The organism is Bacteroides sp. f07 (assembly GCF_042854785.1).
Lineage (GTDB): Bacteria > Bacteroidota > Bacteroidia > Bacteroidales > Bacteroidaceae > Bacteroides.
The window spans coordinates 986489-1005433 of record NZ_BAABXI010000003.1 but is presented as its reverse complement, the minus strand read 5'-3'; the positions used below and the strand labels follow the sequence as shown (position 1 = coordinate 1005433).

Genomic DNA, 18945 nt, shown 5'->3' with positions numbered 1-18945 from the left:
ATCTATGAAACATGCTTGTAAAATGAACACGGTTGTCTTAAAGTCGTTCAACGACCGGCTGAAGATAGCTACTGTTTCAGCTTTAATGGCAGGGACTTTCCTGTGCGTGCCGTTTACGGTATATGCAGAAAGCCCTTCGGTATCGGGTATCGAACAGGTCGTTCGGAATATCACGGTGAAAGGTGTGGTTGTTGACGCCGGCGGAGAACCGGTTATCGGAGCTTCGGTGCAACTGAAAGGTGCTGCCGGTGTGGGGACGATTACCGATGTGGACGGTAAGTTTACCTTGCCGGTTCCCGCTAATGGAGTGTTACAGATTTCCTATATAGGATATAAAACAGCAGAAGTGCGGGTGAACGGACAAGCCGGACTGAAAGTAACTTTGCAGGAAGATACCGAGACACTGGACGAGGTAGTGGTGGTAGGTTACGGCATTCAGAAGAAGGCTTCTGTGACCGGTTCGGTCGCTGCTATCTCTTCGGACAAGTTGATGGAAGTAAAAGCTCCCAGTGTGACGAATATGCTCGCCGGACGTTTGCCGGGCTTGCGTGCCGTACAGCGTAGCGGAAGCCCCGGTGATGATGGAGCTTCTGTTGATATTCGCGGATATGGAAGCATGCTGGTGATTGTAGACGGCATTGAGCGTGATTATACGCAACTCGATCCGAATGATATCGAGTCCATCTCTATCCTGAAAGATGCCGCTGCAGCGGTTTACGGTTTTAAAGGTTCAAACGGTGTTCTGTTGGTTACTACTAAGAAAGGGACGGAACAGAAGGTAAAGATAGAATATAACGGCTATGTAGGCTTTCAGAAAGTGACCCGCTATCCGGAGATGATGAATGCTTATGAGTACGCTTCTCTTTACAATGAAGCGATTCACAATGCCAACCCGTGGCGCGGAGCTTCCGCTTACTCACAAGAACAACTGGAAGCCTACCGGAACGGTACGGCAGGTACAGACTGGTGGAATGAAACGATGCGTAGCACCGCTCCTCAGACTTCACACAACTTGAGTCTGACAGGCGGTACGGAGAAAGTGAAATATTATATGTCTATCGGATATATGGACCAGGGCGGTATCATCCGTTCGGGCGACTGGAATTACCAACGTTACAACGTCCGTTCCAACCTGAGCGTGGAAGTGGCTAAAGGACTGAACGTGGAACTGCGTTTGAGCGGGCGCTTCGACAATCGCAAAAAGCCTTACAATGGCGACAACCTGTTCCGTTCGGCACAAATGGCTATCCCGACTTACTCCATGTATGCCAATGACAACCCGGATTATTGGGGAGCCGTAGGAGATATGGCGAACCCCGTGCATGTTTCCGATTCGGACGACAGTGGTTATGAAGACCGCCTGCGTCGCGAATTTAACAGCTCGTTGGCTATCACCTGGCAACTTCCCTGGGTGAAAGGACTGATGGCGAAAGCATTGGTTGCCTACGACTATACGAACAAGGAATGGAAAACGTGGCGGAAAGACCTCTCGGAATATACGTATGATTATGCGAATGAAGAGTATATAGAGAAAGTGGTTAATACCGCGCATTTGGAATCGAAACTGGAAAACTATGACAAACCGACCTATCAGTTCTCTATGAACTACAACAATACGTTCGCCAAGAAGCATAATATCGGTGCCATGCTCGTATGGGAAATGTATAATGACAAGAAGAACTGGGTGACCGGGACACGTGATTTTGCTATCGGGCTGATTCCTGACCTGGACTATGGGGATAAGACGAACCAGGAAGCTTCCGGCAAGACACAGGAAACGGCTCACGCCGGCTTGGTGGGACGTCTGAACTATGATTTCTCTAACCGTTATCTGGTGGAATTCAATTTCCGCTATGACGGAACCTATAAATTCCGTGCAGGTAATCGTTGGGGATTCTTTCCGGGTGTTTCATTGGGATGGCGTGTTTCCGAAGAGGCTTTTTTCAAGAAACTGTTGCCCGATATGGATAATCTGAAAATCCGTGCTTCGTACGCCAAAGTGGGAGATGAAGGAGATTTCGATGCGTTCCAGTATCTGGATGGATATACGTCTCACGGAAGCTATATCATGGGCAGCAACGGAGTGACTTCGGGCATGACTACGGTAGGTATGGCAAATCCGTGGCTGACCTGGTATGAATCGAAGATAATGAACATCGGCTTTGAGGCGTCTTATCACAGGGGACTGATTTCTGTGGAGTTCGACTGGTTCCGCAGAAACCGTTCCGGTCTGCCTGCCACCCGTGTAGGCTCATTGCCTACTATCTTCGGTGAATCAATGCCGCAGGAGAACCTGAATTCTGATATTAACACCGGATTCGAGATTGTAGTCGGGCATAAGAACCGGATTGGCAATTTCAATTATAATGTGTCGGCCAACTTTTCTACTACCCGGATTAAGTATGACTATGTAGAGCGGGCGGCTTCCACCAATATGTATGACGATTGGCGTAATAACACCAACGGGCGTTACAAGGATATCCGCTGGGGAAAGAAAGTAATCGGGCAGTTTACTTCTTTCGAGGAGATTTTGAACTCACCGGTTCAGGATAAGGACGGTAACCGTTCGCTGATGCCGGGTGATTTGAAATTCGAAGACTACAATGGCGACGGTATTATCGATGATAACGATACGCAACCACTCGGACACGGTGCCACTCCTCGTATGTACTACGGGCTGAATATGTCCGGAGAATACAAAGGGTTCGACCTGACTGTCTTCTTCCAGGGAGCTGCCGGACACGATATTTATGTCAGCGGGGATATTCTCGACCCGTTTATCCAGCAAGGTTTGGGTAATGGGTTGGCCATCATGACCGACCGCTGGCACCGGGAAGACCCGACCGACCCTTATAGTAAATGGATTCCGGGATATATGCCTGCCGCACGCGTGGCAGGTGTCGCCGATAACCGTTCCAGTAACTCATGGTCATTGCACAACGCAAGTTACCTGCGCCTGAAAACCCTGGAACTGGGATACACGCTTCCTAAAGCCTTGACCAAAAAGGCGGCTATCGACCGGGTGCGTTTCTATATCAACTGCAACAATCTGCTGACTTTCACCAAGCGTGACGGACTGATGAAGAACGTCGACCCCGAAAGCAATTCCAGCGGAATACGCTACTACCCGCAGATGAAGACGTATAACTTTGGCGTAAATGTAACCTTCTAAAACCAGTAAAGACAATGAATAGGAATTATCTGAAATATATATTGATAGGCGGGGTATCCATCTTCGTATGGACGGGGTGCGATGATTACCTGAACCGTGAGAGTACCAGTGGTGTCAATACACCGGATTTGATTTGGCAAAATCCGAAAGCAATCACAGCCGTTTTGGCGGATATGTATGACTCGGGGCTGAAACTGGATGAGTTCGACGACTGGTATGGAAGCAAGAAAGCGAACCTGGCGAATCAGACCAGCCTTTCGGATGAGGCTACCGCCAGTTATCAGAAAGAGAGCGCATTCGACAAGTCGAACTCTACTTATTCTTATGGCGACTATGTATTCAATGACGACATGGTGACCCGCTATAAGCAAATCCGTATTGTAAATAACTTCCTGCTGAATATTGAGAAAACTTCCGTATTGAGTGAGGATGAGAAAGAAGAACTCGGCGCAGAAGCCCGTTTTATCCGTGCTATGCAGTACTTCGGACTGGTGAAGCGTTATGGGGGCGTTCCTTTGCAGACTGTTCCGCAAGAATATACCGCAGGAAATACGGAAGCTCTTTATCAGGCTCGTGATACGGAAGCCGCGACCTATGATTTCATTATCAATGAATGTAAGGCTATCTATGAATCATTGCCGGAAGTACGCAGCAGTGATGCCAAATACCGCGCAAATCGTGGAACGGTGCTTGCCTTGTGGTCACGTGCCGCACTGTATGCCGGTACTATCGCCAAGTATTCCAAGACACTGACTCTGACAGGCGAAGCTGTTTCCAAAGGATATGTTTATATTCCGGAGACAGAAGCGGAACGTTACTTTGACGAATGTTACACTGCTTCATCGAAGATTCTGGATGAAATGGTTCCCCGTGTGTATAGCTTGTATAAATCGACCGGTACGGAACCGGAAGAGCTGGCGCAAAACTTTTACAATCTCTTCTCCAAAGCAGTGAATGGGGATAACGGCGAATATATTTTCCAGAAACAGTATAATGTAGCTGCCGGTAAAGGGCATATGTGGGATAAGCTGAATGTTCCTTTCTCTTATCGTGGCGACGGTTGGGGATGCGGCATGTCTCCGGTACTGGAAATGGTAGAGGAATTTGAATATATTGACGGTACGGAAGGGAAGCTGAAGATGAAAGACAGCGGTGGAAAAGCTATCAGCTATGATAGCCCGTATGATATCTTTAAGAATAAAGACCCTCGCTTATTAGGTTCGGTTTACCTGCCCGGTGCTGATTATAAAGGATACGGCGGCGGTAAAATCGAATGGATACGCGGTGTCATCAACGGACAGGATGGGATAGGAACCAAGTATGAAGCTTCCGCTCAACCGGATAAGGAGAACAAGGTCGTAATAGACGGACAGACTTATAATACTTCGGGAAAAGACGGTGGCTCGTTAAGTGTAGGCGACGCCAGCAAGACGGGTTTCTATCAGCGTAAATTCCTGGATGAAAGTCTGACGGACTATACGGACATCGACGCAAAACGTTCTTCTACTCCCTGGGTGGTTTTCCGTCTGGCAGAAATCTATCTGAATCGTGCAGAGGCTTGCATGGAATTGAATCAACACCTGGACGTGGCATTGAAAGATATCAATGAGATTCGCGGCAGGGCAGGCATCAAACTATTGACTGCGGGTAACCTGACGCTGGATAAAGTGCGCCATGAACGGAAAGTGGAACTTGCTTTTGAAAAGCACCGTTACTGGGATTTGAAACGTTGGCGTCTGGCTCATCTTGATGTCAGCAAAGGCGGTCTGACCAATTTCCGCGGCACGGCTCTCTGTCCGTATTACAATGTCAAGAGCGGCAAATACACTTTTGAAACCGGTGTGCCCGAAAAGAGAAAGCGGCTTTTCCTTGAAAAGAACTACTATACGGTGTTCCGTGCCGAGGACTTGAGTACGAATCCGTTGATGGTACAGAATCCGGGTTACGGTAATTGATACGTCCAATTGTAAGTTTAAAGAAGAAACGATATGAATAAAATAATAAACATAGGATTGACTGCATTATTCGCCTGTTTCGTGGCGGCATGCGAAAATGACATCGATAATTATGATGCGCCGAACGGTGGTGTGTATGGCACTATCTATGATAAGGAAACGAATGAACCGGTTCCTATGCCTGTGCCGGGAAGTAGCGGTGTGATGATGAGTTTGTACGAGCAGAATACGGGGGCTACCGCCTCTGTCGATTTCCGTGCCCGCCAGGATGGAACGTTTGAGCATACGAAGGTATTTAACGGCAGCTACCGTATTCAGGCAAAGGATGGCCCTTTTGTCGGGGTCTGTGAGGGATATGTCACCGTAAACGGACAAACGCAGGTTGATTTGTACACAATCCCGTTCTCGCGTATCAGCCTTGATGTGTCTGTATCGGTAGATAATAAGTTGACACTGACCTATGATGCGAAGACATCGAACGAGACATTGCAACTGACGGATGTTTCCGTTATATGGAATTATGCTCCGGGAGTGGATGTGAACAATGCAAACCATGCCACCCTCTCTTCACTGGGGACAAAGGCCAGTGGCACGCACGTCATCGACCTGATGAGTGATACTGAATTTATAGAGAATCATTATAAGATTGTTTCCAACAAGAACAGGGTGTATGTGCGTGTTGCGGCTACGGTGACAGCAGAGAGCAAACCGTATGTGAATTACAGCCGGGTAGTGGAAGTAATTGTGAATGATATAAGATAAACGATAAAAAAGAAGGTAACAATGAAACATAAATTCTATTTATTACTGATACTGTTGGTGGGCGGTTTGTTTGCCGGTTGCAGTTCGGACGATGACGGTGTGACCCCGCCGGACGAAAAGGACGGGGTATTGGTAAAAGTCATGTCTTACAATATATATAGCGGGCAGAAAGTTTATTCCGGGAAAAAGGGAATGGAAGCGATTGCCCAAGTGATTAAAAAGATAAATCCGGACTTGGCAGGTTTGCAGGAGTTTGAGACGAAGACTAACAAGGTGGAGAAAGCGGATATTATCGCCCTGATGAAAGAAGTGACCGGAATGCCTTATGCTTTCTTTGTCAAAACCCGTGATGTGGACGGCGGCGAGTATGGAAACCTGATTCTTTCGAAATATCCGATAAGTGATGAAGTGAATTATGATTTGCCGAGAATAGAAACAGTGGAAGATGTCTACCCGCGTTCGATGGGAGTAGTGAAAACAGAAAAAGATGGAAAGGGTTTCTATTTCGGAGTGACGCACCTGTCTCATGTGGGCAACGAAACTAATCGTATCAACCAGACTACAACGATTATCGAAAAGACAAAGGGCTTGGATAAGCCGATGATATTGACTGGCGATTTCAATGCTTTAGCCGACTCCGGCCCGATGAAGATATTGTATGAGCGTTTTGAAATCGGTTGCCTGAACGGGAACTATGGACTGACAACGGGAACGCCCGTTCCGGTGAAAGCGATTGATTTCGTATTGTACACTCCGGATGAAGGAATGTCTCCGAAAGCCTATGATGTGTATTATGATGCTTATGTAGAATCAGACCACTTTCCGGTGGTAGCTACGTTCAGTATAAACGATTAACCTAAAAAGACAGAAACATGAAAACATTGATACATCATTTGAAACGGTTTTCTATCTATTCTCTGATGTTTGCGTCAATCTGCTTTGTCGCTTGCGAGGATGAGAACCGGCAGGATATGACACCTGAAATCGGAGAGGGCGAAGCTACTCCCAAAATCACTATGTACACGCCGACAGCCGGCGGGAAGTCTACAAGCCTGACTTTATACGGTACACATTTCGGTACGGATTTGGAACATATCCGCGTGACAGTCAACGGGGTGGATGCCGAAGTGACGGGTGCGTTGGGGAATATTATTACTGCCAATGTGCAGAGGGGTTCCGGCTCCGGTCCGGTGAAAGTATACCTCGGTCAGGGAGAAGCTATGCAGGAACTGACATATAAAACGGAGTTTGAGTATTCTCAGTCTCCTATTGTAAGTACTTATATCGGCAGTTATGTTCCTGCCGCAAAAACGGAGAAGAAAGAGGGGACCCTCATGGAAGCGGTTCTTTGGAAACCGGGTTCTATTGCTTTCGACAAGGAAGGTGCTTTATATATTGTGGAAGATGATGACCGTGATATCCGTATCGCGAAAAATAATCAGGTCGCTACTTTCTTACGCGGTGATGGAACGGGTGGAACTGTATTCAGAATGATGAATATCGCTTTCTCATTGGATGGCAATACTTTATTCTTATCCAATGATGCCAACGCTTCGGGCAATGCACATATTGCAACGATGCTATGGAACAAGGATACGCATCAGTATGATGCTGCTAATCTGTCTGCAATATGGTCAATCACTCCTTCTTTGGGGAATGGCGTCACTAATGTAGGTGTGCATCCTGTCACGGGAGAGGTTTTCTCCGTGGCTCATGGAAATGCCATGATTTACAAATATGACCCGGAGCAGAATACGATGGTGGCAACTGGCATGCAACTTCCCGACGCAGAAGGTAAAAATGCGTCGAAAGTGAAAATCCGCTGTATCCTTTTTGACAAGGCAGGGACTACCGTGTATATGAGTTCACAGGAAAAAGATGTGATTTATAAAGGAGATTATGATATGTCGACAGGCGAATTTTCTAATCTCCATGTTTGGGTAGGGCAGTACGAGAAAGCAGGTTTTACAGAAGGTCAGGGAAATGAAGCCAAACTGGAAGAGCCTTGCCAGATGGATTTGGATGAAGAAGGAAATATTTATGTAGCAGTCCGTAAAAAGCATCGTATAGCGAAAATTACCCCTGACGGTATGTTGACAAACTACACCGGTACAGGCACTTCCGGTACGACAGACGGCCCGTTGGATAAAGCGCAATTCAACCATCCGGAAGGTGTACAGTTCGGTCCGGACGGAGCATTGTATATTTCAGATTATTGGAATCATAAGATTCGTAAGATAGAAAAGGATTAATTTTGTATCAGGTAGGAAAGATTGTTTTTCAAGATAACATTCACTTATTAATTGGTCATATATGAATTTTAGAATATGCATTTCATTGTTTCTATTGTGTTGTTTGTTACAACCCTCAACGGCACAGAAACCTGTGACAAAACCGAAAGAGGTCACAGTAAAAGCTATGACTTACAACACGTATAGCGGTCGTAAACAAGGAATTGATAAGATAGCCGAAGTCATTAAGAAAGAGAACCCGGATATCGTTTCACTCCAGGAAATAGAAAGAAACACGGAGATTAACCCTTGGGATACTCCGAAAAAACTGTCGGAACTAACGGGAATGAAATATTATTATTTTGCCCATGCGCTCGATATTCCGACTGGCGGAGATTACGGAAATGTGATTCTTTCCAAATATCCGGTTTCCGAGGAAAAGAGTTTTAAGTTGAGTGTACTGAAAGAAGGTGATTATGTCCGTTCTTTCGGTTATGTAAAAGTCGCGAAGGAAGGCAAGGAATTCTATTTCGCTACGACGCATCTGGACCATAAATACGAAGATGCTGCCCGTCTGAAACAGATTGATGAGATTCTCGCGTGCGTGGAGCAACTGGATAAACCTGTTATCTTGGGGGGAGATTTGAATTCCCGTCGTGGTTCTGCTACCATGGCTGCTTTTCAAAAGTATTTCACCGTAAATTGTTTGAGTGATGGTGCACCATGGACAGTGCCCGTTCCAAGTCCGGCTTACGCATGTGACTGGTTGATTTATACGCCAAACGAGGCTTTTACGGTGAAGGCGTATAATGTTTGTTATTGGGCGGATAAGGAATCAGACCATTATCCGGTAGTGGCTACTTATCTTATCAAATAAGATTAATTGTCCGACCGCTATCAATTAGTCTTTCGTATGTATCAAACTAACCCTTCAATCGAATAACTTTATTCGTCTGACAGTTGTTGTTCTTTCGTCTAACAGTTGTTGCTTTTTCGTCTGACAACTGTTAGACGAAAGAGCGACAACTGTTAGACGATTAATTTTGTGCATACACTTAATTAGTTGTATGCAAGAGACTGAATAATTTCTCACATACAACTAATTAAGTGTATTCTTTGTAATTAAGTATATTCTTTGTGTATCTTAAATATGTCCGTATTCGAATTCCGGTATATCTCCTTTCGCGGACATTTTAGCAAAATCAATCAGGTTGGACAAATGGCGGAGCACCAATTCTTTCATTCCTTCTTTGTCTCTATCTTTTATCTTTTGTAACATCTCTCTATGTTCCGCATGAACTGTTTTCTGAGGAACGGCACAAACTTTATATTTTTGATAATATTTTAAAATATCGGGAGTTATAATGAGCAGGAGCGAACTGATTACCGGATTGTGTCCGCCTTGTGCGATGGCTTGATGAAAGGCAAAATCTTTTTCTACGCGAAGGTCAGTATCAAACTTCTCTTCCAGTTCGACAAGGGTGCTTTCTATATTCTTCAAATCCTCTTCTGTACGGTTCATTGCGCATAATTTACATACCTCTATTTCCAGTAATACACGTACATAAACCAAGCTTGAAAAATCATATCTGCTGATTTTCAATGCATCGGTAATCATAGTATCCAACTGGTCTTTGGAAAATTCGGATACAACTGTCCCGCTTTGAGGATATGTTTTTACAATACCGTATAATTCCAGTTTCTGCAATGCCTCACGAACATGAGACCGACTGACTTTTAGAAGTTCGGATAATTTACGTTCAGAAGGGAGACGCTCTCCCGGTAAAATCTGACGTTCTGATATTTGTTTTTTTATGTGTTCAATTACATGCTTAACTGGTTGCGAATTGATTTCGTCTTTCATAAGATATAAATATTTTAAAAAGATTCCCTTTTCCGTTTCGGCTGTAAAAGTACGAATATTATCTTTCAAAGTAAAGCTTTCTAGTAAAAATATTCTTCTGTCCTTTTATAAATAGGTACGCGTAACTTGTTATTTATAAGTGATTTATATCTAATTATTAATAAATATTAATTGGTAGACCAAAATTTTGGTTTACCAATTTTAATCACTACGTTTGTCACAGAAATTAAAACACTAATCTATGAACAACTCCTGTATTTTTAAAAAAGTCGTGTTGATGTTCCTATTGTTGGTAGGGGCATTAAACGTTTACTCCCAGCATGTAGTTACTGGTAAGGTGATAGATGAACAGGGTCCGTTGATTGGAGCTTCGGTAACAGTGAAAGACGCTGCCGTTCCTACCGGGACTGTGACGGACGCTGAAGGTAAGTACTCCATTAAAGTTCCTAATTCCAAGACAATTTTGGTTTACTCGTATATCGGTTACGTTGATAAGGCGGAAGCGGTTGGCAAACGCACGGTAGTGAATGTGACGTTGGAAGAAGATTCGAAGATGTTGGATGACGTTGTGGTAATTGGTTACGGTACACAGGCAAAATCCCATTTGACGGGGTCGATTTCAAAACTGGAAGGTGAGAAACTGATTAATGCTCCGGTGAGTGATATGACATCTGCTTTGCAGGGGGCAATGACAGGATTGACGGTTTCTAATGAAACATCAGAAGTGGGTGTAACTCCTTCTATCCGGGTGCGTGGCACAGGCTCCATCTCGGCAGATAGTGAGCCATTGGTTATCATAGACGGATTTCCCGTATCCGGTGGTTTGTCGTCTATAAACGCTGCGGATGTGAAGTCGATTGAAATTCTGAAAGATGCCGCTTCGGCTGCCATTTACGGTTCACGCGCTGCCAATGGAGTGATTATGGTGACTACCAAAAGCGGTACGCCGGACAAACCGAAATATTCATTCAAATTCTATCAGGGATTTAAATATGCTTATCAGTTGCATGATATGATGACTTCTTCCGAATGGTTGGGTTTGTTGGAAGAAGAAGCTGCTTTAGGTGGCCCGAAAGTACCGAGTGCTGCACGTGGGGCTGCTTATTTAGAGAGCCAGATGGGAACTACCGACTGGCAGAAAGAGGGCTTGCGTGATATGGCAGGTATCACGAATGTGCAGATGAGCGTTTCCGGTGGACGTAAAGAGACGAAATATTTTATTTCGGCGGCCTATACTAAAGACCAAGGGGTGATGCTTAACAATTCACTGGATAAGCTGAATTTCCGTACTAAGGTGGATACCAAACTCTCGAAGATAGCTACGGTAGGTGTTAATATTTCCGGTACATATAGTAAGACGGAACGTCCGAAAAATAACTTTATTGATTTCTATCGTACTCCTTCTTTTTTACCGGTCTATCATAATGCATATAGCACAGACCTGACCGGATATACCGGATTTGCAAGAGGTAGCCATTTTAATAATATCATGACACCGACTGCCGTGGATGCCGATGGAAATCCGTTGTTGGATGCCGATGGTAATCGTGTATTGGAAAAATCGTCTCCATTTAGCTCTGCCAATAATAACCCGGCGAGCGTAATGACTAATACTTTCCGTTGGAGCGAGACTATGCAGGGATTGGCCAGCATGTATCTCACGCTTGATCTTTGTAAAGGATTACAGTTCAAGACATCCAACGGCCTGAACGTTCGTTTTGCCCCTTCTTATTATTATGCAAATAAGGACGCTACGAAAGATAAGGAGGCAAGCCGTGCTACTTATTCCAGTGCGCTTTATATTGATTTGTTGAGTGAGAATACCTTGAGTTACCATTTGGACTTTGGAAAGAATAAAGATCATAGTCTTGACGCTTTATTGGGATATACTGTAGAAAAGACACGGAATCAGCGGGTGGCTATGGCTGCAACGGGGTTTGCTACTGATGATATCCATACTTTGAATGCTGCCACCGTTTACGAGTTGGCTAGTGTGGGTAATGGAAATACGGCGGGTACGGGAACTTTCAGATATCCGGATGTCGTATTGGAGTCTTATCTGGGACGTGTCAATTATAGCTATTTAGGGCGTTATTTGTTATCTACCTCTTTGCGTCTGGACCGTTCATCGCTCTTTTCCAAAGGTAACCGTAATGCTTGGTTCCCTTCCGTATCATTGGGTTGGCGCGTGAGTGAAGAGAAATTCATGAAGGGTGTCAAGGCTATTTCTAATTTGAAACTTCGTGCATCGTATGGTGTGACAGGAAATAACCGTATCAGTTATAATGCGGCCCTTGAGGTATTGAACAGTGCGAATTACGTGACCGGCAAAGGTACGGGTTCGTTGGTCAATGGCTCTGCAAATATTTCCTCTTCGCTGGCTAATTCTAATATTACGTGGGAACAGACTGATGAATTTAATTACGGTCTGGATTTGGGACTTTTCAATAACCGGATCAATTTGGCGATAGATGCTTACTATTCAGTGACACGTGCGTTATTGTTTGAACAACCTACACAATCGTTTACCGGTTACACACACTATTGGAATAATATAGGAAAAGTACGCAACTCGGGTTTGGAGATTCAGCTTGATACACATAATATGAAAAGCCGCAAGTTTTCATGGGATACTAATATAAATTTTTCACTGTCGCGTAATAAACTATTAGAGTTAGGTGGCGAACAACAAATGATTTCTTTAGGTGAAAGAAATGAGGGTTATCTTGCCAAAGTGGGCGAGCCGTTGATCCAATTTTATGGATACAAAACGTGTGGTGTATGGAATAGTGCGGAAGAGATTGCAGCTAATCCTCATTTTTCAGATGATGCGCCGGGAGGGATACGCATTGTAGATACCAATAATGACGGTTCGTTGACTCCTGAGGATCGTGTTGCGTTGGGGACTCCTTACCCGGATTTCACATGGGGTATCACCAATACTTTTCAAATTAAAGATTTCGACATCTCATTCCTCATTCAGGGCGTACAGGGAATTACGGTGCTTAATGGTGATGTATATTATAATGAAACAAAGAAGTGGAACAAGAAGTATACAAAGAACCGTTGGGTAAGTGCAGAACATCCGGGTGACGGAAAAACGCCTTATCAGAATGTAAAAACGGGACATGACCTTATGCTTACTGATTATCCTTTGCAAAACGCCTCTTATGCTTGTCTGCGTAACTTTACAGTGGGATATACCTTGCCGGCAACCGCTGCCCGTAAGATTAAGTTATCAGGTGTGCGTTTTTATGTGTCGGGCAGTAACTTGCTCTATATTTGGGGAAGTGGTTACAAAGGTATTAATCCGGAGTCGCGTATGACATCCGGTAATTATTCCAGTGCCATGATTTCGGGGTATCAGCGTGGTGGATTCCCGTTGACTTCTACCATTTCTGCCGGTTTTGATATTAATTTTTAATGGAGGAAAACGATGAAAAAAATAAATTATATAGGATTATTGTTAATCGTCATGGTATTTTCCGCTTGTGATTTGGATCAATATCCTTATTCGGAAGTGGCGGCAGATGAGTATGTGAAGGATGCTTCGTCGGTAAATAATCTGGTGCTGGGGTGCTATAACTCCCTGCATGATGTGATGTATTACGAATGGGCCATGACAGAATTGCGTTCGGATAACGGGCGTATGTATGCTGCCGGTTCTTCTTCGAATACTACACGACTGGTGGAACAGCTTGACCAAGGTACTATCGTACCGGAAAACGAATGGGTGGAAACGTACTGGAATGCCTGTTATGCCACAATTGCACGGGTAAACAATGTTATATCTTACCTTGATGTAGTAACGGACGGGACATTGCGGAACCAATATGAGGGAGAAGTGCTTTTTCTTCGTTCACTGGAGTATTTCAATCTAGTCCGTTTATGGGGGCCGGTATTTATCGTTACTTCCAAGGTTCCTTCTGAAGTGGCCCGTGATATGCAACGCTCTACGGTGGATGAAGTATATGCGCTTATTGAAGGGGATTTGGAGAATATTGTCAATAATGAACTGTTGCCCGGCAAGATGGCGGACGGTGACTTGGGGCGTGCTGACCTGAATGCGGCAAAAGCGTTGCTTGCCAAGGTATATGCTACACATTACCGGGCGGGTGATGAGAAATATGCCCGTGCCGCCCAACTATGTAAGGAAGTGCTTGAAAGTGAATCAGTGGGCAACCCGCAATCGGGTAGCGATCTTGTTGCTTATGATAAAGTTTTTGATATAAGTAATGAGATGAATAAGGAGATAATCTTTGCAGTTCGTTATCTTTCGGGGAATGTCGGTATCGGTTCACCGTTCGGCAATATGTTTGCTCCGGTCAATAATGGTGCAAATGTGATTATCGGTACTTCTTCCGGTTATAATACTCCCACTGACAACATTATTGCAGCTTACGAGCAAAGAGGTGCGGGGGCTGATAAACGTCTGGATGTGAATGTCGCCCAAAAATATTTCAATACAACTACTCAGACGTGGGTGACGGAAGGTAATTGCCGTTACTGTAAGAAGTATGTAAATCCGGTAACTACACAGTATGATGGCGAAAGCGACTGGCCTGTGATTCGTGTGGCTGATATAGCTTTGCTTTATGCTGAACTGACAAATGAAATATCGGGGCCTTCGGCAGACAATCTAAAGTATTTGAATATGGTTTGTGAACGTGCCGGTGTTTCTACATATACATTGGCCGATTTGCCTGGTCTTTATGATTTTAGAATGGCTGTACGTAATGAGCGCAGGCTTGAACTGGCTTTTGAGAACCAGCGTTGGTTTGATCTTCTTCGTTGGGGTATCGCTACTCAGACAGTAAACAACTACTTGAACAGTGAGCTCCTTTATACGGAATATTCTTATACGGTGAATGATATAGAAGATTGGCAAACATTTCTGCCTATTCCGGTGAGTGTGATTGACATTAATCCAGAGATAGCACAGAATACGGGTTATTAATTTTTTTAATGCTTACGAATATGAAACAATATAGAAAATTGGGTCTGGCATCATTGTTTGTCTGTTTATTCTTTTTGTGTGGTTGTGATTCTACATCGATGAAGGATGTGGCGGTTAGTTCACCGGAGATTCTTTCTTTTTCACCTGAGAGTGGAAGCGTAGGTAGTGAGATTGTTGTTACCGGAGAATATTTGGATGATGTGGTAGGTGCTACTATTGGCGGTGGAAAAGCCGTTATCCTGCAGAAAGTGTCCAATCGACGTTTGTCTTTGAAAGTGACAAATCAGGCACGTAGTGGTAAGATTGTATTGGTAAACTCGATTGGTGAGGGTGTGTCCGAGGGAGAGTTTACTCTTGAATATCCGGCTCCTGTCGTTTCACAGACCGGGATGCCTTCGGAGGTTGAAATGGGTAATAATTTGTTGCTCTCCGGCAGTTCCATGAATGTGGTGAGTGCTGTTCTCTTCACTGCTGAAGGCGGGACAGAAGGAAATGAGGCGGAAATCATCTCGCAAAGTGAGAATGAGATAGTAGTAAAGGTTCCTTATGTGGGAAGTGACAAGGCTATTGTAACATTCAAATATTTTAATGGTACAAAAGAAGTGGAGACTTCAAGTTCGTCTGCGCCCAAGTTAACGGTGAAACGTTATCAGCCGGAGGTGGCAACTACTGTGTTTGAACCTGCCAACGTGGGAGATATGGTGGTGCTGGAGGGAGCATATCTTAATAAGATTGATAAGGTGCTGTTAGATGATATTGAGTGTACTGTTACGTTGCAGACTGAAAGTGAGTTGAAGTTTGTTGTACCTTCGTCAGAGAACTATGTAGATGGAGATAATACGATGGTACTGAAGATTTCTTATTTTGACGGACGCGAGGTGCTCTCCTTGACGGATGAGTTTGTGGTGAAAGTACCTTTCGTTTATTTCTGGGAGAATAGAAAAGTATATGCTCAGGGACGTATTGAGGGACAGTTATCTTCTTTCTTCTCGCCAGAAACAGGATTGGTCTATGCAAATAGTGATTGGAGTACTGTAGTAGATATAGTTTCTATGAAATATAAGGATGCTACTTGTTCTGCTAATAATAAACCGGCGGTTTCAGAGAGCGAATATAATTCAGTAAACCCCTATTTTTTCTTCTCAGGAGCTTCTGCAGGGCAATTACAGATTAATAGTCCGGCAAACTCAAAAACACAATTGAGAAACTTCTATTCTACAACAAATTCCAGTTCGCAAGTGACAGGAGGAAAAATAGATTGTTATGGTACGCCGGCATTAACTTTCTTATGGCTTGACCCATCTAAATCAGGCTATAAAACTCTGATTGATGAAGTGAAGAACGGTACATTATCAAAGATCGATGAGACTACTTTCCCAATAGACGTGGAAGCTAAAACTTGCCGTGGTTTTAGTATTGCAAGTGCAAAGGCTTCGCCTAATACAGATGTTTGGGCACCGGATATATTTAAGGTAGGCGAAGAAAAGATAGCCAATGTGGATGCCGTTTTGCTTGTATTTTATTATAATGTAAAAGGGTCGGTCGATAATGTGGCTGATAATATAAAACGTATCGGAGTTTTACACATAAAAACAGTTGACTTTAAGTTGTATAATAACACGAATGCGCCTTCGTCCAGTTCGATTGAATTTGATATGTACTGGCAGAAACAAGATTACGATTACTCAAAAGTTCAATAATTGATGATGACACGAAATATACATAAGGCAATTATAGCTCTCCTGCTTATCGGGCTACCGTCAGTCTCTTTTGCAAAGAGATATGATGTAACGCTTCCCGAAGTAGCTTCCTGCTTGAAGACTGCACAACCGGGTGACCGGATTTACATCAAGGATGGTCAATACAAAGACATGCAGTTGAAATGGATAGGTAAAGGAACGGAGAAATCTCCTATTACCATAGAAGCCTTAAACCCCGGAAAGGTAAAGGTAGAGGGTGGTTCTACCTTGCGGATAGCGGGCGAGTGGCTAACTGTCAGCGGATTGCATTTCACTGACGGATACGCTCCTAAAGGTTCCGTAATAGAATTCCGTAACGGACAAGAACTGGCTAATTACTGTCGTCTGACGAATTGCGTGATAGACAAATTCAATCCGTCCCGCCGGGACCAGGCTTACAGCTATATATTGCTCTATGGTCGTCACAATAGGGTAGACCATTGTTCGTTGACAGGAAAACTTAACTTGGGGGTGACATTGATTGTCATCCTCAACGACAAACGTTGCCTGGAAAATCATCACCGGATTGACCATAACTACTTTGGAGAAAGACCCGTGTATGGCTCGAACGGTGCCGAGACAATGCGTGTAGGCACTTCCCAGCAAGCTTACAGTTCTTCAAATACAGTGATTGAGAATAACCTGTTCGAACGTTGCTCCGGTGAAGTGGAAGTAATTTCAATTAAATCGAGTGATAACATCATCCGCAACAATACATTGCTGGAATGTGAAGGAGTGGTAGCGCTGCGTCACGGCGACCGTAATACGGTGAATGATAACCTGTTTATCGGTAACGGACGCCGTAACACCGGCGGTATCCGCGTAGTCAATGCCGGACATCAGATTTACGATAATGTATTGGTCGGCTTGGCCGGAACCCGTTTCTTCTCAGCTTTGGGAGTTATGGATGCCGTACCCAATTCGTTACCTAACAGATATTGTCAAGTTGTTGATGTCAAGATGTACCGTAACACATTCGTAGATTGCACGAATATAGAATTTGGTACAGGCAAGGATATGGAACGTACTCTTGCACCGGAAAAAGTGTCTTTTACAGACAATATTATCATCAATAAAGAACTCGAACAGCCTTATATAGCTGTTGACGATGTATCAGGCATCCGGTTCAAGGATAACAAGGTGCAATTGGCAAAGAACTACTCGGCTCCGGGATTTACTACGGAAAAAGTAAAAGCTCCCCAATTGCCCGATGATGCTGCGATACGTAAGGATAAAGGTGCTTCCTGGTTTAAGAACCAAGTGGCACAGCCCGCAGCGAATGTTCATAAGGAATACAATGTATCCCCGGGAACGAACCTGTCCGAAGTCATTCATTCGGCAGAATCGGGCGGTATCATTACTTTGGCGAAAGGTATATACCCCATCCAACGTGCTATGCTTATTGATAAACCGTTGACCATCCGTGCCGCCGATGCCGCTAATAAACCCCTTGTCCGTTTCAATGGAGATAAACCGGATAATATGGTGACTATTGCCGATGGTGGCGAGTTGGTCATTGAGAATATTGCATTCGATGGCGTATTGGAACCCGGAAAAGCGTTGGCTAAAGCAGGAATTTCTACTGCCTTTGATATGATACAACCTTATACACTGACAGTAGACGGCTGCGAATTTCAGAACTTCGGGGAAGGCGGATTCTTTGCTATCAAAGGAACAAAAGCTACTTTTGCCGAAAGCGTAACCATCCGCAATTGTTTCTTCCGTGATTTGTCAGGAGATGCTATCAACTATGCAGCAGAGAAGGATGATATAGGCCGTTATAATGCCGACGACATGTTGATTGAAAACTGCTCTTTCTACCGTCTGCTGGGTTTACCTATTAATATTTATCGCGGTGGAAGCGATGAAAGTACAGCAGGCCCTTATATTACTGTCAGACATTGTACCTTTGTAGACTGTTGCAACAAAGAACGCGGAAGCGTCATGCGCCTGATTGGCCCGCAAGTACTGACAGTAGAAAACTGTAACTTTGATAATAGCGGACGCGGCGGGGCAACCATCCGTCTGGATGAGGCGACCTGGGAAAAAGTACGCATCGCAAACTGTAATCTGTGGAACTCCGGTAGAATGATGACTACCACTTCTCAGGCAATACAGGGAAAGATGTACAATATCCGTCCCGCATATATCGATGCCGAAGCATATGATTATACTCCGGTTAAAGGTAGCGAACTGGAAAAACTTTCTATTGGCTTGAAAAAGAAGTAGAACGGCTGTCATACGATACCATTGTTGAAATAGAAA

General features: G+C 44.3%; 11 protein-coding genes. 10 read left to right on the top strand and 1 reads right to left on the bottom strand.

The features are described 5' to 3' along the window. Window positions 1–4: 4 nt before the first annotated feature. The 6 genes from ACGHVY_RS23565 to ACGHVY_RS23540 all read left to right on the top strand — a co-directional run bounded on the left by ACGHVY_RS23565 (window position 5) and on the right by ACGHVY_RS23540 (window position 8997). Window positions 5–3172, top strand: a complete 3168-nt coding sequence (locus tag ACGHVY_RS23565) for a SusC/RagA family TonB-linked outer membrane protein (RefSeq protein WP_390601943.1) — start codon at window positions 5–7, stop codon at window positions 3170–3172. A gap of 14 nt (window positions 3173–3186) precedes the next feature. Continuing rightward, on the top strand, window positions 3187–5127 hold the full coding sequence (locus ACGHVY_RS23560) for a RagB/SusD family nutrient uptake outer membrane protein (RefSeq protein ID WP_212134031.1): 1941 nt from the start codon (window positions 3187–3189) through the stop codon (window positions 5125–5127). A 33-nt stretch (window positions 5128–5160) separates the two neighbouring features. Then, complete coding sequence (locus ACGHVY_RS23555) at window positions 5161–5889, top strand: DUF3823 domain-containing protein (protein WP_390601942.1); 729 nt, start codon at window positions 5161–5163, stop codon at window positions 5887–5889. 21 nt (window positions 5890–5910) lie between these two features. Beyond that, on the top strand, window positions 5911–6744 hold the full coding sequence (locus tag ACGHVY_RS23550; RefSeq protein ID WP_308744207.1) for an endonuclease/exonuclease/phosphatase family protein: 834 nt from the start codon (window positions 5911–5913) through the stop codon (window positions 6742–6744). Between the two features lie 17 nt (window positions 6745–6761). Beyond that, window positions 6762–8141, top strand: a complete 1380-nt coding sequence (locus ACGHVY_RS23545) for an SMP-30/gluconolactonase/LRE family protein (RefSeq protein WP_390601941.1) — start codon at window positions 6762–6764, stop codon at window positions 8139–8141. 61 nt (window positions 8142–8202) lie between these two features. Further along, entirely contained in the window at window positions 8203–8997 is a 795-nt protein-coding gene (locus tag ACGHVY_RS23540; RefSeq protein ID WP_390601940.1) for an endonuclease/exonuclease/phosphatase family protein, read from the top strand. Window positions 8998–9264: 267 nt separating this feature from the next. Here the strand turns inward: ACGHVY_RS23540 and ACGHVY_RS23535 are convergent, their stop codons facing one another. Further along, window positions 9265–9984, bottom strand: coding sequence for a FadR/GntR family transcriptional regulator (locus tag ACGHVY_RS23535; protein WP_390601939.1), 720 nt, complete (start codon window positions 9982–9984; stop codon window positions 9265–9267). A 241-nt stretch (window positions 9985–10225) separates the two neighbouring features. On the opposite strand from ACGHVY_RS23535, the gene ACGHVY_RS23530 reads away from it, so the two are divergent. Genes ACGHVY_RS23530 through ACGHVY_RS23515 form a run of 4 tightly spaced genes read left to right on the top strand, consistent with a single transcriptional unit; the run spans window position 10226 to window position 18909 of the window. After that, window positions 10226–13408, top strand: coding sequence for a SusC/RagA family TonB-linked outer membrane protein (locus ACGHVY_RS23530; RefSeq protein WP_390601938.1), 3183 nt, complete (start codon window positions 10226–10228; stop codon window positions 13406–13408). A 12-nt stretch (window positions 13409–13420) separates the two neighbouring features. Continuing rightward, entirely contained in the window at window positions 13421–14941 is a 1521-nt protein-coding gene (locus ACGHVY_RS23525; protein ID WP_390601937.1) for a RagB/SusD family nutrient uptake outer membrane protein, read from the top strand. Between the two features lie 20 nt (window positions 14942–14961). Continuing rightward, the gene (locus ACGHVY_RS23520) at window positions 14962–16641 is read left to right on the top strand and encodes an IPT/TIG domain-containing protein (protein ID WP_390601936.1); all 1680 of its coding nucleotides are present in this window, start codon (window positions 14962–14964) and stop codon (window positions 16639–16641) included. Between the two features lie 3 nt (window positions 16642–16644). Next, the gene (locus tag ACGHVY_RS23515) at window positions 16645–18909 is read left to right on the top strand and encodes a chondroitinase-B domain-containing protein (RefSeq protein WP_390601935.1); all 2265 of its coding nucleotides are present in this window, start codon (window positions 16645–16647) and stop codon (window positions 18907–18909) included. Window positions 18910–18945 lie beyond the last annotated feature (36 nt).